The organism is Flavobacterium sp. 103 (genome assembly GCF_003096795.1).
Taxonomy (GTDB): Bacteria; Bacteroidota; Bacteroidia; order Flavobacteriales; family Flavobacteriaceae; genus Flavobacterium.
Map to the genome: position 1 here is coordinate 1385992 of NZ_QENX01000001.1, position 19014 is coordinate 1405005.

5 protein-coding genes are annotated in these 19014 nt (G+C 41.9%); all 5 read right to left on the reverse strand.

Annotated elements, in window-relative coordinates; translation table 11 throughout:
• Positions 1–13 precede the first annotated feature (13 nt).
• Positions 14–13633, reverse strand: coding sequence for a Calx-beta domain-containing protein (locus tag C8C85_RS05715; RefSeq protein WP_116796213.1), 13620 nt, complete (start codon positions 13631–13633; stop codon positions 14–16).
• Positions 13634–13868: 235 nt separating this feature from the next.
• Entirely contained in the window at positions 13869–14789 is a 921-nt protein-coding gene (gene queG / locus C8C85_RS05720) for a tRNA epoxyqueuosine(34) reductase QueG (RefSeq protein WP_116796214.1), read from the reverse strand.
• Positions 14790–14916: 127 nt separating this feature from the next.
• A complete protein-coding gene (ruvB, locus tag C8C85_RS05725; RefSeq protein WP_116796215.1) occupies positions 14917–15939 on the reverse strand; it encodes a Holliday junction branch migration DNA helicase RuvB in 1023 nt (340 codons plus the stop codon).
• A gap of 82 nt (positions 15940–16021) precedes the next feature.
• On the reverse strand, positions 16022–17818 hold the full coding sequence (locus tag C8C85_RS05730; RefSeq protein WP_116796216.1) for a cbb3-type cytochrome c oxidase subunit I: 1797 nt from the start codon (positions 17816–17818) through the stop codon (positions 16022–16024).
• Between the two features lie 28 nt (positions 17819–17846).
• Positions 17847–19004, reverse strand: a complete 1158-nt coding sequence (locus tag C8C85_RS05735) for a cytochrome c oxidase subunit II (RefSeq protein ID WP_116796217.1) — start codon at positions 19002–19004, stop codon at positions 17847–17849.
• Positions 19005–19014: the final 10 nt, after the last annotated feature.

A 19014-nucleotide genomic window follows, 5' to 3' on the forward strand; every position in this document is an offset into this window, starting at 1 on the left:
TGGGCTCATATAACTATCTTCTATTCAAATACAAATAACCTGATTTCTCAAAAGCATTGGATTCACTGTCTTTGTATTTCAGTATATAGAAATAGGTTCCTGCTGGCAATTCCTGTGATTTTTCGACGGTCACTCTTCCTTCAGAGATACCTCTAAAGACAACATCATCATTGTTATAGTGTTCTCGCTCGAATACTAAAACTCCCCAACGATTAAAAATCTCTATTGAATTATCAGTATAACATTCTATTCCCTGAATATATAACTTATCATATTTATCACTTCCGTCTGGTGTTACTGCATTATACACTTTAATTGCGCATCCAGAGACTGTCAATACTGTAGGGTTGTCATTCACAACATTTATGTCATCTGATTTATCCTCAACCACTCTATTATTTGGACTCGTTCCAAAAACCGTTGCTTGATTCGAAATGGATCCTTTATTAATATCCGTTTGTTTAATCGCATATACCCCTTGAAAATGGGTTGCATTAGTTTCTCCTATTGCCAATGTCAACGGGGTCCCTGTCATTAAAACTCCAGGTAATGGATCTAATATGGTTACATTCGTCAATGGCACATTTCCAGTGTTCGTTACTTCAAAACTATAGGATATAGTTTCACCGGCTTGCGCATAACCATCAGCGTTCTCATCATTGAAATGGGCCGTTTTTACCAATGCTATACTTGGTCGTGCCACAAAAACATTGACTGAAGCCGTACTACAATTATTTGGATTTGCTTTCTCACAAATACTATATGTCAAAGTATAAGTCCCGCCTGGAATATTTGACAACGTATTTAACAATCCATTTGTACCCATTGTAAAATTGGGACTTGGAGTAAATATCAAGATTACATCAGACGGATTTATAGGCACCCCATTAAAAGTATCATTGGCAATAGCATTAAAAATTCCATTTGATGCTTTTAATCCATCTATTATTCCAGCATCATCATTGTTTGCTAATATATCAGCATATGTTTTACAACTAATTCCAAAATCCAGATCCAAATGAACCTTCTCCGTTGCTGAAAATTGTGCGTACAAAATATTATTCGTTGTTAATCCACAATCAACATAACTTTTTGATTTATTAGTGTTGGATTGTTTAAGAGTAACGCTTGGTAATACTTTTACCAATCCAGATGCAGACATCACTTCGGAAGCCATTTCAAAATTAGCTTCTTTTATAAACTCAATTTTATATTCCCCGTAAGCATCTTTTGGTGCTCTTGTTCTCCAATATCCTTCAACACCCATGGTTACACTTCTTGAGAATCCATTAGGACCAGTTACGAATATATTTGGAACATTGGTTGTGCCATTTCCAAAACCTGCTGCATTTAATTCTCCCGTATTTTCTTTTCCTTTATAACTACCGTCTCCATTAAAATCTATCCATTCCCATTTACTGTAATCGACAACTCCATTGGCATCTGGTAGATTTTTAGTCACAAGTCCGTCATTGTTGGCATCATACCACTCGTCTTGTATTCCGTTGTTATTTATGTCATACCATACAAAATCACCTAGTACTAATAAATCTGTTTTATCATACCCAAAATCAATTTTTTGATAGTTACAATCTTCAACTTTTAATATCAGGAAACTAGGAGTTGTATTAAATAATTCTTGAGCCGCATTCAAATTAGCATCTTGGACTTGCAATACATAATCTCCAGGAATCATTCCAGTAAATGCATAAGAACCATCTAATTTTGTTAAACTTAATAAAACAGGGCCGGTTGCATTATTGATTGGTTTTAATGTAACTGGAACGTTGGCTAATGGTGTATTTGTCCCCGCATTATAAACTACTCCTGAAATAGCTGTAGACAAATTACATATTACCGTTAGTGTGACTTTTGCAGATGCACAATTATTAGTATTATTTATATCGCAAATTGAATAAGTTAAACTATAAGTTCCTGCAGGGGTATTGGCCGCTAACTCAATAGTTCCGTCAAGTTTTAATTTCATAAATCCAGTAGAATCTGCTGCTACAGTCGATAATGTCACATTACTCAAAGTGGCTTTGTTTAAATCTACAAAATCATTGTCCAAGACATTCAAAATATTTTGAACACCATTGCTACTTGTTATAGGACCTGAAAGATCATCAACTGCAAAAACTGCTGGTGGAGCAGGAGCAGGAATATCATTATCAGTGATAGTGGCTGTTCCAAATGTCGTTGTATTGCTAGTGTTACCCGATGTTACCGTAGCGTTCAAAGTAAAACTCTCCGATGGCTCATCTATAATGTCGTCCTTCGTTGGAACGCTTACCGTTACGCTGGTTTGTCCCGCTGGGATCGTTACTGTCGTAGTGGTGGCAGTGTAATCCGATGTTCCCGCTGTGCCTGTGGCCGTTACAACGTCAACAACCGTATCAACTGAACTTGCAACGTCTATCGATACTGTGAATACCGCATTGACTCCTTCGGTAACCGTTGGGTTACTGATGCTCACCGTTGGCGTGGCTTCGTTATCAGTGATAGTGGCCGTTCCCGCTACCGATGTATTGCTTGTATTCCCTGATGTCACCGTAGCGTTCAAAGTAAAACTCTCCGATGGCTCATCTATAATGTCGTCCGTCGTTGGAACGCTTACCGCTACGCTGGTTTGTCCCGCTGGGATGGTTACTGTCATAGTCGTTGCCGTGTAATCCGATGTTCCCGCTGTGCCTGTAGCCGTTACAACGTCAACAACCGTATCAACCGAACTAGCAACGTCTATCGATACCGTAAATACCGCGTTGGCTCCTTCGGTAACCGTTGGGTTACTGATGCTCACCGTCGGCGTGGCATCGTTATCAGTGATAGTGGCCGTTCCCGCTACCGATGTATTGCTTGTATTCCCTGATGTCACCGTAGCGTTCAAAGTAAAACTCTCCGATGGTTCATCTATAATGTCGTCCGTTGTTGGAACGCTTACCGTTATGCTGGTTTGTCCCGCTGGGATGGTTACTGTCGTAGTGGTGGCGGTGTAATCCGATGTTCCCGCTGTGCCTGTGGCCGTTACAACGTCAACAACCGTATCAACTGAACTTGCAACGTCTATCGAGACTGTGAATACCGCATTGACTCCTTCGGTAACCGTTGGGTTACTGATGCTCACCGTTGGCGTGGCTTCGTTATCAGTGATAGTGGCCGTTCCCGCTACCGATGTATTGCTTGTATTCCCTGATGTCACCGTAGCGTTCAAAGTAAAACTCTCCGATGGCTCATCTATAATGTCGTCCGTCGTTGGAACGCTTACCGTTACGCTGGTTTGTCCCGCTGGGATGGTTACTGTCGTAGTGGTGGCGGTGTAATCCGATGTTCCCGCTGTACCTGTGGCCGTTACAACATCAACAACCGTATCAACTGAACTTGCAACGTCTATCGATACTGTGAATACCGCATTGACTCCTTCGGTAACCGTTGGATTACTGATGCTCACCGTTGGCGTGGCTTCGTTATCAGTGATAGTGGCCGTTCCCGCTACCGATGTATTGCTTGTATTCCCTGATGTCACCGTAGCGTTCAAAGTAAAACTCTCCGATGGTTCATCTATAATGTCGTCCGTTGTTGGAACGCTTACCGTTACGCTGGTTTGTCCCGCTGGGATGGTTACTGTCGTAGTGGTGGCGGTGTAATCCGATGTTCCCGCTGTACCTGTGGCCGTTACAACATCAACAACCGTATCAACTGAACTTGCAACGTCTATCGATACTGTGAATACCGCATTGACTCCTTCGGTAACCGTTGGATTACTGATGCTCACCGTTGGCGTGGCTTCGTTATCAGTGATAGTGGCCGTTCCCGCTACCGATGTATTGCTTGTATTCCCTGATGTCACCGTAGCGTTCAAAGTAAAACTCTCCGATGGCTCATCTATAATGTCGTCCGTCGTTGGAACGCTTACCGTTACGCTGGTTTGTCCCGCTGGGATGGTTACTGTCGTAGTCGTTGCCGTGTAATCCGATGTTCCCGCTGTGCCTGTAGCCGTTACAACGTCAACAACCGTATCAACCGAACTTGCAACGTCTATCGATACTGTGAATACCGCGTTGACTCCTTCGGTAACCGTTGGGTTACTGATGCTCAACGTTGGCGTGGCTTCGTCATCTAATATTGTTACTGTAGCCGTTTGAATACCATTTTCAGCAGCACAACCTCCTACTACACTTGTTATATTAGCAATAACTGATTCATTCCCTTCCGATATACTATCATCAATAGGATCAATGCTTACTGTTCCTGACAAAGAACCTGCAGGAATTACAATTGAAATACCCGATGCATTATAATCTAGACCACTTGCAGTACCTGTAAACGATAAATTAACTGTAACGTCTTCATATGATATTGTAGATAAACTTGCTGTTAAATCAACCGTTCCTATTGAATTTTCTAAAACATTTGTAGAACCTGATAAAGATACGGTCGGCGAATAAACACTTACAGTTCTCGTAACGGTTGCATCAGGACACCCGCCAGTTCCTACAACTTTATATGTTATGGTAGCTGTTCCTGATGAGATTCCAGTAATTAATCCTGTTACAGGATCTACTGTCGCTATTGAAGCATTACTACTAGACCAACTTCCACCAGCTACGGTTGAACTAAATGTAGTACTTCCGCTTACACAAATAGCTTGTGTTCCAGATAATGTACCTGCATTTGGAGCAGCATTTATGGTCAAATTAAACGCTTGCTTGACAGCACAACCAATTATGTTAGTCATTGTGTATTCTACTGTTACCGTTCCAGCTGTTTGTCCAGTTAAAACTCCACCAATTGTAATACTTGCTGTGCCTGTACCGTTGGTTACAGACCATGTTCCCCCTGCCATAGCATTTAAGAAAGTTACTGTTCCTGAACCAGCACATACATTAATTGAACCCCCTGTGATTGCAGGTACAACTGGCAAGGCAATTACACTAACATCTCTTGTCGCAGTCACATCTGAACATACTCCAGTTCCCGCTACAGTATAAGTAATCGTTACTGTTCCTGCAGTTACTCCTGTAATTACCCCAGTTAATGAATCAACAGTCGCTTTCGAAAGATCTCCGCTAGTCCAAATTCCTCCTGTTACTGTTGAACTGAATGTCGTATTTCCTCCTACACAAACAGCTTGTATCCCCGAAAGAGTTCCAGCACTAGGTTGTGCCTGCGCACTTACCACCACCGATGCTGTCGCATCAACCGTACAAGGTGTCGTAGCAGCAACGGTATAAGTATAGGTTCCAGCTCCCGCCAATGCCGGTGTCCAAATCCCTCCTGCTGTTGGTGTTCCACCTAATTGTGCAAATAATTGTCCTGCAGTTACCGTACTACCTGAACAAATGGTCAAAGTACCATCCGTTCCAGCATCGGGTCTTAGTATTATCGCTACTGTAGTTGTTGCACTCAATGGACGTGTACAACTACCATTACTAACAGTTGTTAGATTCAATGTTGTCGCGGTTGTTATTCCTGTTATTGTAATATCTACAGTTCCTGCGACTCCTATTGTCGCAGTGCCCGAAGCGGCTCCAGAATAGGTCACTATATTCCCTGCTGTGCCTGTTATTGTAAAGATAGCATCGCTTCCTGAACAAACTGAACTGCTTGAACTAATAGTCGGAACCGCAGGAGTAACCAACTTATCCAGATTGCTGAACGAAGCCGAAGCCCCCGAAGTACAGCTTCCGTTGTTTGAGGTAACCGTATAACTGGTGCCAAACACCATTGAACTTACCAATCCCGTGGCGTCCACCGTTGGACCCGCAGGGCTGAAAGTATAAGTATTTGTTCCAATGTAATTGCTGATGCTGCTTGTCCCAGCTGCCGCGCATGTTGGCGCAACCGAGGCAATAGTCGGAACCGCCGGAGTAACCAACTTATCCAGATTGCTGAACGAAGCCGAAGCCCCCGAAGTACAGCTTCCGTTGTTTGAGGTAACCGTATAACTGGTGCCAAACACCATTGAACTTACCAATCCCGTGGCGTCCACCGTTGGACCCGCAGGGCTGAAAGTATAAGTATTTGTTCCAATGTAATTACTGATGCTGCTTGTCCCAGCTGCCGCGCATGTTGGCGCAACCGAGGCAATAGTAGGAACCGCCGGAGTAACCAACTTATCCAGATTGCTGAACGAAGCCGAAGCCCCCGAAGTACAGCTTCCGTTGTTTGAGGTAACCGTATAGCTTGTGCCAAACACCATTGAACTTACCAATCCCGTGGCGTCTACCGTTGGACCCGCAGGGCTGAAAGTATAAGTATTTGTTCCAATGTAATTGCTGATGCTGCTTGTCCCAGCTGCCGCGCATGTTGGCGCAACCGAGGCAATAGTCGGAACCGCTGGAGTAACCAACTTATCCAGATTGCTGAACGAAGCCGAAGCCCCTGAAGTACAGCTTCCGTTATTTGAGGTAACCGTATAGCTTGTGCCAAACACCATTGAACTTACCAATCCCGTGGCGTCCACCGTTGGACCCGCAGGGCTGAAAGTATAAGTATTTGTTCCAATGTAATTGCTGATGCTGCTTGTCCCAGCTGCCGCGCATGTTGGCGCAACCGAGGCAATAGTCGGAACCGCCGGAGTAACCAACTTATCCAGATTGCTGAACGAAGCCGAAGCCCCCGAAGTACAGCTTCCGTTGTTTGAGGTAACCGTATAACTGGTGCCAAACACCATTGAACTTACCAATCCCGTGGCGTCCACCGTTGGACCCGCAGGGCTGAAAGTATAAGTATTTGTTCCAATGTAATTACTGATGCTGCTTGTCCCAGCTGCCGCGCATGTTGGCGCAACCGAGGCAATAGTAGGAACCGCAGGAGTAACCAACTTATCCAGATTGCTGAACGAAGCCGAAGCCCCTGAAGTACAGCTTCCGTTGTTTGAAGTAACCGTATAACTGGTGCCAAACACCATTGAACTTACCAATCCCGTGGCATCCACCGTTGGACCCGCAGGGCTGAAAGTATAAGTATTTGTTCCAATGTAATTGCTGATACTGCTTGTCCCCGCTGCCGCGCATGTTGGCGCAACCGAGGCAATAGTAGGAACCGCAGGAGTAACCAACTTATCCAGATTGCTGAACGAAGCCGAAGCCCCTGAAGTACAGCTTCCGTTGTTTGAGGTAACCGTATAACTGGTGCCAAACACCATTGAACTTACCAATCCCGTGGCATCCACCGTTGGACCCGCAGGGCTGAAAGTATAAGTATTTGTTCCAATGTAATTGCTGATACTGCTTGTCCCCGCTGCCGCGCATGTTGGCGCAACCGAGGCAATAGTAGGAACCGCCGGAGTAACCAACTTATCCAGATTGCTGAACGAAGCCGAAGCCCCCGAAGTACAGCTTCCGTTGTTTGAGGTAACCGTATAGCTTGTGCCAAACACCATTGAACTTACCAATCCCGTGGCGTCTACCGTTGGACCCGCAGGGCTGAAAGTATAAGTATTTGTTCCAATGTAATTACTGATGCTGCTTGTCCCAGCTGCCGCGCATGTTGGCGCAACCGAGGCAATAGTAGGAACCGCCGGAGTAACCAACTTATCCAGATTGCTGAACGAAGCCGAAGCCCCCGAAGTACAGCTTCCGTTGTTTGAGGTAACCGTATAGCTTGTGCCAAACACCATTGAACTTACCAATCCCGTGGCGTCTACCGTTGGACCCGCAGGGCTGAAAGTATAAGTATTTGTTCCAATGTAATTGCTGATGCTGCTTGTCCCAGCTGCCGCGCATGTTGGCGCAACCGAGGCAATAGTCGGAACCGCTGGAGTAACCAACTTATCCAGATTGCTGAACGAAGCCGAAGCCCCTGAAGTACAGCTTCCGTTATTTGAGGTAACCGTATAGCTTGTGCCAAACACCATTGAACTTACCAATCCCGTGGCGTCCACCGTTGGACCCGCAGGGCTGAAAGTATAAGTATTTGTTCCAATGTAATTACTGATGCTGCTTGTCCCAGCTGCCGCGCATGTTGGCGCAACCGAGGCAATAGTAGGAACCGCAGGAGTAACCAACTTATCCAGATTGCTGAACGAAGCCGAAGCCCCTGAAGTACAGCTTCCGTTGTTTGAAGTAACCGTATAACTGGTGCCAAACACCATTGAACTTACCAATCCCGTGGCATCCACCGTTGGACCCGCAGGGCTGAAAGTATAAGTATTTGTTCCAATGTAATTGCTGATACTGCTTGTCCCCGCTGCCGCGCATGTTGGCGCAACCGAGGCAATAGTAGGAACCGCCGGAGTAACCAACTTATCCAGATTGCTGAACGAAGCCGAAGCCCCCGAAGTACAGCTTCCGTTGTTTGAGGTAACCGTATAGCTTGTGCCAAACACCATTGAACTTACCAATCCCGTGGCGTCTACCGTTGGACCCGCAGGGCTGAAAGTATAAGTATTTGTTCCAATGTAATTACTGATGCTGCTTGTCCCAGCTGCCGCGCATGTTGGCGCAACCGAGGCAATAGTAGGAACCGCCGGAGTAACCAACTTATCCAGATTGCTGAACGAAGCCGAAGCCCCCGAAGTACAGCTTCCGTTGTTTGAGGTAACCGTATAGCTTGTGCCAAACACCATTGAACTTACCAATCCCGTGGCGTCTACCGTTGGACCCGCAGGGCTGAAAGTATAAGTATTTGTTCCAATGTAATTGCTGATGCTGCTTGTCCCAGCTGCCGCGCATGTTGGCGCAACCGAGGCAATAGTCGGAACCGCTGGAGTAACCAACTTATCCAGATTGCTGAACGAAGCCGAAGCCCCTGAAGTACAGCTTCCGTTATTTGAGGTAACCGTATAGCTTGTGCCAAACACCATTGAACTTACCAATCCCGTGGCGTCCACCGTTGGACCCGCAGGGCTGAAAGTATAAGTATTTGTTCCAATGTAATTGCTGATGCTGCTTGTCCCAGCTGCCGCGCATGTTGGCGCAACCGAGGCAATAGTCGGAACCGCCGGAGTAACCAACTTATCCAGATTGCTGAACGAAGCCGAAGCCCCCGAAGTACAGCTTCCGTTGTTTGAGGTAACCGTATAGCTTGTGCCAAACACCATTGAACTTACCAATCCCGTGGCGTCCACCGTTGGACCCGCAGGGCTGAAAGTATAAGTATTTGTTCCAATGTAATTACTGATGCTGCTTGTCCCAGCTGCCGCGCATGTTGGCGCAACCGAGGCAATAGTCGGAACCGCAGGAGTAACCAACTTATCCAGATTGCTGAACGAAGCCGAAGCCCCTGAAGTACAGCTTCCGTTGTTTGAAGTAACCGTATAACTGGTGCCAAACACCATTGAACTTACCAATCCCGTGGCATCCACCGTTGGACCCGCAGGGCTGAAAGTATAAGTATTTGTTCCAATGTAATTGCTGATGCTGCTTGTCCCAGCTGCCGCGCATGTTGGCGCAACCGAGGCAATAGTCGGAACCGCCGGAGTAACCAACTTATCCAGATTGCTGAACGAAGCCGAAGCCCCTGAAGTACAGCTTCCGTTGTTTGAAGTAACCGTATAACTGGTGCCAAACACCATTGAACTTACCAATCCCGTAGCATCCACCGTTGGACCCGCAGGGCTGAAAGTATAAGTATTTGTTCCAATGTAATTGCTGATACTGCTTGTCCCAGCCGCCGCGCATGTTGGCGCAACCGAGGCAATAGTCGGAACCGCAGGAGTAACCAACTTATCCAGATTGCTGAACGAAGCCGAAGCCCCCGAAGTACAGCTTCCGTTGTTTGAGGTAACCGTATAACTGGTGCCAAACACCATTGAACTTACCAATCCCATGGCGTCCACCGTTGGACCCGCAGGGCTGAAAGTATAAGTATTTGTTCCAATGTAATTACTGATGCTGCTTGTCCCAGCTGCCGCGCATGTTGGCGCAACCGAGGCAATAGTAGGAACCGCAGGAGTAACCAACTTATCCAGATTGCTGAACGAAGCCGAAGCCCCTGAAGTACAGCTTCCGTTGTTTGAGGTAACCGTATAACTGGTGCCAAACACCATTGAACTTACCAATCCCGTGGCGTCCACCGTTGGACCCGCAGGGCTGAAAGTATAAGTATTTGTTCCAATGTAATTGCTAATGCTGCTTGTACCAGCCGCCGCGCATGTTGGCGCAACCGAGGCAATAGTCGGAACCGCAGGAGTAACCAACTTATCCAGATTGCTGAACGAAGCCGAAGCCCCCGAAGTACAGCTTCCGTTGTTTGAGGTAACCGTATAACTGGTGCCAAACACCATTGAACTTACCAATCCCGTAGCATCCACCGTTGGACCCGCAGGGCTGAAAGTATAAGTATTTGTTCCAATGTAATTGCTGATACTGCTTGTCCCAGCCGCCGCGCATGTTGGCGCAACCGAGGCAATAGTCGGAACCGCAGGGAACAAATTAAAAGTAACATTAACATCATCCGCAGAGTCTGTACAAGGAGCATTAGAAATTGTCCAACGCAGCACATAAGCTGTTCCTGCTATGCCTGAGAAAGTTGTAGTTGGATTGGTATCCAAAACAAAGGAACCACCCGTTCCACTTACAATAGTCCATTTACCAGTACCAACTGTAGGAGTATTTGCATCAAGAACAACCGCAGTAAGTCCGCATGTAGTCACTCCTATTTGGTCCGCTCCTGCACTGGCAGTAGTTGGATTGGGAGTTGTTGAAACATTTACAGTGCCACTCGTTGCAGTACAAAGTGCAGCATTGGTAGCCACAACATAATAACCATTTCCGGCGGGCAATGAAGACCATGTTAATCCTGATCCTGTTCCTGCTATAGCACTTTGCACAGCAACGTTACCCGAATTATACAATTGATAAGTCACTCCGCTTACAGATGTTGTTGAAGTTATTGTGCCATTTGAACCAGGAGATACACAAATTGTACTTCCTGTTAAAGAAAGAGCTGTTGGATTGGGAGTTGTTGAAACATTTACAGTACCACTCGTTGCAGTACAAAGTGTAGCATTGGTAGCCACAACATAATTACCATTTCCGGCGGGCAATGAAGACCATGTTAATCCTGATCCTGTTCCTGCTATAGCACTTTGCACAGCAACGTTACCCGAATTATACAATTGATAAGTCACTCCGCTTACAGATGTTGTTGAAGTTATTGTGCCATTTGAACCAGGAGATACACATATTGTACTTCCTGTTAAAGAAAGAGCTGTTGGATTGGGAGTTGTTGAAACATTTACAGTGCCACTCGTTGCAGTACAAAGTGCAGCATTGGTAGCCACAACATAATAACCATTTCCGGCGGGCAATGAAGACCATGTTAATCCTGATCCTATTCCTGCTTTAGCACTTTGTACCGCGACATTACCGGAATTATACAATTGATAAGTTATTCCGCTTACTGATGTCGTTGAAGTTATTGTGCCATTTGAGCCAGGAGACACGCAAATTGTGCTGCCTGTTAAAGAAAGAACTGTTGGATTGGGAGTTGTTGAAACATTTACAGTACCACTCGTTGCAGTACAAAGTGCAGCATTGGTAGCCACAACATAATAACCATTTCCGGCTGGCAATGAAGACCATGTTAATCCCGATCCTGTTCCTGCTTTAGCACTTTGTACCGCGACGTTACCGGAATTATACAATTGATAAGTTATTCCGCTTACTGATGTCGTTGAAGTTATTGTGCCATTTGAGCCAGGAGACACGCAAATTGTGCTGCCTGTTAAAGAAAGAACTGTGGGTAATGCAACGGGAGTAGTCGATACACTAGCTGAATTGTTTGAAGTGTTACTGTCTGGCTGACTACCTGCTGGAATAGCAGCCGTATTCAAATATACTCCGCTAGCATTTACTTTACACAAAACTTTTAAAGTAATAACCTGCGCATTATTTAAATTACCTATACTCCAAATACCTGTAGTTGAATTATACGTTCCAACCGATGGAACAGAACTTATATATGTGTAGCCTGAAGGCAATAAATCGTTAACCGATAATCCAGAAGCATTATTGGGACCTAAATTAGTCACCTTAACTGTAAATTCAACATTTGAACCGACACAAGGATTAGCAACATCAACTGTTTTGAGTACTTCAAGATCAGTACATAAAGTAACAATAATCGGTCTTGATTGAATCAGAGACCCGCAAACTAAAGTTGACGCAACTGAATACGAACCAGTCTGTGTAGCTGTGTACGTATTTGAAGTTTCTCCTGAAATAGCAACTCCATTATAATACCATTGATAAGGAGCAAATCCAGATGGTGTAGATAAAATTGCCGAATTATTAGTACATCCACCTCCTGAAATATAAGTCAAAGTAGGATCATCTGGCTGTTGTGCAAAATTCGAGAAAAAACCTGCCATAGAAAACCCTCCTCCTTGCTGTACAATAGAAACGGTCAACTTAGCCGAACTTGAAACCGAAATTATATCAGGACTACTTATTTGTGTATCCGTAAAATTTATTAAATACCATCCAGTTGTACCTAATTGATATCTTGCCCCTGCAAGAGTTTCAATATTAACCCCATTAACATCAACAACAGCTGTTGCGTCTTTCAAAAGGACATATCCAAAATAAGGTAAAGAAGTAGCAGAATTATAAGCTCTAAATTTTTTGGTCTCTATAAAGTTTGAGCCTCCACAGGCAGATACCGGAGCAATTACTGAAATATCCACCTCACAAGATTGTGCAGTACCTGAATAAACAGCTACATTTTCTGTTGAGGAAACTCTTGTTGCGGTAAATGGAGTATTGGAAACTCCATTTTTAAATGTGTAAAAATCTCCTGCATTCACAAGAGTGGTAGTTACTGTACTCGTCAAAGTTCCAGTTGTTGAAAATGTATTAATGGTTAATACCGTATTGGCCTTTATAGCAACTACCGTTGTTTGCTCGGCAGTATCATTTCCTTTACCTCTTTCTATAAAATATTCAGCACCCAAAACAGATTCCGGTGGTATCTGATCAAAAGCTCCGTCTCCACAGCCCCCTGGCGCATCGAGTCTTGCTGAAGTATTCATAACTGTCCCACTAGAAGACTCCACCAAAGAACCTATAGCTGCCTGAAACAAATAACTCTCACCTGCATTTAATGTCGTTAAAACGACGCCATTTAATTTTATTGTTGTGCCATTATTTATAGCCATTATACTGTAAGTCGGCTTTTCCGTACCCGCCAAACTTCCATCTCTGTAATACCCAATTCTATAACGTACCCCAATTCCTGCATCACCAAAACTTGTTAACGATGCATTCCCTTTTATATTAGCATCTGTTCCATCAGAACCTAAATTATCTGAGGCCACATTTCTTAAATTAACTGAAGTAGGACCATCACTAGTTATTATTAGTCCTGCTGCATTTACAATTGTATTAAAAGGATGAACACCTAAAGCACTTGGAAGGCCTGAAAATCTATAAACTGCTGGCGTCCCTTTAATTGCCGTTAAATTCGTTATTAAAGTACCATCACTTTTTTTCAAAGCTATATTTACAGTAGTAGTAGAATTTGTAGCTATGATAATTTCATTAGCCTTACTAAAGTATTGCCATGGTGCCGGAGCTACATAGTGTTTCGTGTAAAATTGAGAAAAAACAGTATGACTACTGAATAAAAATAAAGCAACAATTAACAATGGCTTAATAAGGTTAAGCCTTTTGAAAGTAAAGTTCGTCATAATTAAGCATTAAGTTTCAATAGATTGGGTTCTACAAAACTATATAATTATTAATAACTTATTAACAAAATCCGTTTAACTGCAAATTTTGTCGCTAATAAGCGCTTTACTCGATAAAATACAAATTAAAACGTTAAATTACAAACAATTATAACGAATAATTTAATGATTTCTTCTAAGGAAGAGAAAAAACGTCATCAACAAGTAATACTAAAAACTTGTTAAAAAAAAAGAATTATTCCAGAAACGAAATATTCCTATTAATACCTTGATATTTAGCACGTTTAAGAGGAGAATCCTTAAACACGATTTTAAAAGTTTCCTCGGTTATTTCAATCCAATCTTTTTTGGACATCGAAAGTAATTCTGAATTGGGATTAAACAAAGGTTCATTATGAGATTTTGAAAAACGATTCCAAGGACAAACGTCTTGACAAATATCACAGCCAAATGCCCATTCATCAAATTTCCCTTTCATCTCTGATGGAATATTCTCCTTAAGTTCAATAGTGAAGTAAGAAATACATTTACTGCCATCCACAACATAAGGTGCAACAATTGCCTCTGTTGGGCAAGCATCAATGCAGGCGGTACAAGCTCCACAATGGTCTGTGACAGCCTGGTCATATTCTAAATCTAGGTCTATGATAAGCTCTGCGATGAAATAAAAAGAACCCACTTTTTGTGTTAATAAATTACTGTTTTTGCCTATCCAACCCAAACCACTTTTTGCAGCCCAAGCTTTATCCAAAACAGGAGCAGAATCTACAAAAGCACGTCCAGATACATCACCAATATTAGATTCTATTGAAAAAAGCAATTCTTTAAGTTTGTCTTTTATGACAAAATGATAATCCTGCCCATAAGCATATTTGGCTATTTTATAAGAATCAGGATTTTGAAATTCCGAAGGATAGTAGTTCAATAAAAGAGATACCACACTTTTGGCATCATCGACCAATAAAGTTGGGTCCAAACGTTTGTCAAAATGATTCTCCATATAGGACATTTGTCCATTGTAATTTTGATTCAACCAATTTTCCAAACGAGGTGCCTCCTGCTCCAGAAAACCAGCTTTCGATATACCACAAGATAAAAACCCGAGACGCTTGGCCTCGGATTTTATAAATTGCGTGTATTTAGACTTATTGTTTATGGTTCCTTATTTTAAAGAAAATAACTTAGTTAACACTACTGCCTTAGCCCTGATAGAAACGGCATCCTTTTCTTGCTTTCTTTAAGCAAGAAAAGATATAGTGGATAGCAGGAATAGCTCCTAACTATTAGAACAGTCCGCCTTGAATATTGGTTTTGATTTTACCTAAATGCTTATAAGCTTTTTCCGTAACTTCACGCCCTCTTGGGGTACGCATAATAAAACCCTCTTGAATCAAAAAAGGCTCATAAACTTCCTCAATAGTTTCACTACTTTCGGATACAGCTGTAGCCAAAGTCGATAAACCAACGGGACCGCCTTTGAATTTATCAATGATGGTATTCAAAATTTTGTTGTCCATTTCATCCAAACCATGGGCATCTACATTCAATGCTTTTAAGGCATAACGGGCAATTTCTATATCAATTGTTCCATTACCTTTTATTTGAGCAAAATCACGGACACGACGCAATAAAGCATTCGCAATACGAGGTGTCCCTCTGCTTCTACCTGCAATTTCGATAGCGGCTTCCATAGTAATGGGCATTTTGAAAATCATGGCACTACGTTCCACAATAGTGGTCAAAAGCTCAGTAGTATAATATTGCAATCTTGAAGAAATACCAAAACGGGCACGCATAGGAGCAGTCAAAAGCCCCGAACGTGTAGTTGCTCCGATAAGCGTAAACGGATTCAAATTGATTTGAACCGTTCTTGCATTTGGCCCAGATTCAATCATAATGTCAATCTTAAAGTCCTCCATAGCTGAATACAAGTACTCTTCGACTATCGGGCTTAAACGGTGTATCTCGTCAATAAACAAGACATCTCTTTCTTCAAGATTCGTAAGCAGTCCAGCCAAATCACCCGGCTTATCCAAAACAGGGCCAGAAGTGATTTTGATACCCACTTCTAATTCATTGGCTAAAATATTGGCTAAGGTAGTTTTACCCAAACCTGGAGGGCCGTGAAAAAGGGTGTGATCAAGAGCTTCTTTCCTTTGATTGGCTGCCGCAACAAAAACTTTAAGGTTTTCCAACACTTGATCTTGACCTGCAAAATCATCAAAAGATAATGGTCTTAATCTTTTCTCAATATCCAGTTCTTCGGAACTAAAATTATTATTCGTTGGATCTAAGTTTTCATTCATGGGGTAAAGGTAAAAAAAGTAATCATTCTATATAAAAAAAATGCCTTTCAATATTGAAAGGCATTTATATGATTTTGAAATTCTAGTGATGTAAAACTACTTCACCTTCTTTCATTGGAACCGTTTGAGGTACAAAATCCTCCTCATGAGCAGGATTACTGTAATCATAAGGCCAACGGTGAACTTCTGGGATTTCTCCAGGCCAGTTACCATGCATATGCTCTACTGGTGTTGTCCATTCCAAAGTATTTGATTTCCAAGGATTTTGAACTGCTTTTTTTCCGTAGAAAATACTGCTAAAGAAGTTATATAAAAACACTAATTGGAAAGCTCCACCGATTAAGGCAAATGTTGTAATTAATACATTTACATTTTGCAAATCGTCGAATAACGGGAAGTTTGTATTAGTATAGTAACGTCTTGGTAAACCTGCTAGTCCAATAAAGTGCATTGGGAAAAATACTCCATAAGCACAGATTGCAGTTACCCAAAAGTGAACATATCCTAAATTCTTATTCAACATTCTACCGAACATTTTTGGATACCAGTGGTAAATTCCAGCAAACATTCCGTAAAGAGCCGATATACCCATTACCAAGTGAAAGTGAGCTACTACGAAATAAGTATCGTGAACATTAATATCTAATGTACTGTCTCCAAGAATGATTCCAGTTAAACCTCCAGTAATGAAAGTAGAAACCAAACCAATAGAAAACAACATGGCAGGATTCATTTGAAGATTACCTTTCCAAAGTGTTGTAATATAATTAAATGCTTTTACAGCAGATGGAATTGCAATCAACAGGGTTGTAAATGTAAATACTGACCCTAAGAATGGATTCATTCCAGAAATAAACATGTGGTGTCCCCAAACAATTGTAGATAAAAATGCAATTGCAATAATTGACATAATCATCGCTCTATAACCAAAAATTGGTTTACGAGAGTTTGTAGCAATAATTTCAGAAGTAATCCCCAATGCAGGCAAGATTACAATATATACTTCAGGGTGACCTAAGAACCAAAACAAATGTTCAAAAAGAACAGGAGAACCTCCTTGGTAATGTAAAACTTCACCAGCAATATAAATATCGGATAAGAAGAAAGAAGTACCAAAACTTCTATCAAAAATCAACAACAATGCTGCTGACAATAAGACAGGGAAAGAAACGATACCAATAATTGCAGTCACAAAGAAAGCCCAAATAGTAAGAGGCAATCTTGTCATAGACATTCCTTTTGTTCTCAAGTTAATCACAGTTACAACATAGTTCAAAGATCCCATTAATGAAGACGCAATGAAAATTGCCATAGAAACTAGCCATAAAGTCATACCGGCACCTGAACCAGATATAGCTTGAGGAAGCGCACTTAAAGGTGGGTAAATCGTCCAACCAGCATTAGCAGGTCCTGATTCAACAAATAATGAACAAACCATTAATACACTAGACAAAAAGAACAACCAATAAGAAATCATATTCATGAATCCTGATGCCATATCTCTTGCTCCAATTTGAAGTGGAATCAATAAGTTACTAAAAGTACCACTTAAACCTGCGGTAAGAACAAAGAATACCATTATAGTTCCGTGTATTGTAACTAATGAAAGGTAAATATCGTTTGCCATTACTCCGTTTGGAGCCCATTTGTCTCCAAGTAATATATTGAAAATCTTAAAAGATTCTTCTGGCCAAGCTAATTGCATTCTAAAAAGCATAGACATACCAACACCTATAACTCCCATAATAATACCAGTAAGCAGGTATTGTTTGGCAATCATTTTGTGATCAATACTAAAAATATATTTAGTAATGAATGTGTCCTTATGGTGGTGTTCGTGTTCGTGATCGTGTCCGTGATCGTGACCTTCTGCTGACATATATTTATACTTTAAATTTTCTTAATAATTATTTCATAGCGATTTTAGCAACAGCTGCAGTATCTTTTGCAAGAGTTGAATCTTTGCTTGGAGCTGCATCTGGAGCCGCTGGTTCAGCTTTAGAAGCTTTTACTTCGCTAACTAAAGTAGTTTTTTCGCCTAACCATTTTTTATAATCCTCAGGAGTATCAACTACAACTTTCATTTGCATGTTATAGTGAGAAGCTCCACAAATTTTGTTACACAATAACAAATAATCAAAAGTGTAAGGATCTAAACCAGTTTCACCTTTAGCTACCAATTCTAAGCTTTTTTTAGCTCTAATAGCATTAATATTAGCTACTTTTTCAATCATGAATGGTAAAGCTTGATACTCAGCAGTAGTATAAATTGGAGTAAAAGCAAACTCAGTAACCATCCCTGGTACACAGTTCATTTGAGCTCTAAAATAAGGGAAGTACGCTGAGTGCAACACATCTTGAGATCTCATCTTAAAGTGAATCTTCTTGCCTTTAGGAATATGCAACTCAGAAACTACAATATCGTCTTGAGCATATGGATCTGATAAATCAACTCCAAGAGTATTAACTCCTTCGATCAATCTAACATTTGCTTTCCCTAAAACATTATCAGCTCCAGCATACCTTGCAGTCCATTTAAATTGCTGAGCATATAACTCAATAACAACTGTATCTTCATCTTCATCAATAAACATGATATTTGTCCATGCATAAAGACCGTAAAGAATCAAACCAGCTAATACAACAGCAGGGATAACGCTCCAGATTGCTTCCAATTTATTATTGTCTGCAAAATACAAGGCTCTTTTATCCTTATTACCTCTGTATTTGAAAGCAAAGTAGTGTAATAGAACTTGAGTAATTGCCTGAACAGTAAAAATCAATACCCAAGTGATATTCATCAGGTTGTCGATCAAAGCACCATGTTCAGATGCAGGAGTATGAAGAACTAATGGTCCCCATGTATAAACTCCGTAAATTGTAAAGATATAGATGAAGGCTAAGAAACCAAACATCAAATACCCTTGCACATTATTGTCATCGTCGGTTGCAATTTGGGAATTGTCCGAAGTCGAAGCAACTTGTGTTAAATCGAATATTTTCGTCAATTGCCAAACAGCAACAGCCAATAAAACTAAAACTATAATTACCAACAAACTTGTCATCTGTTTATCT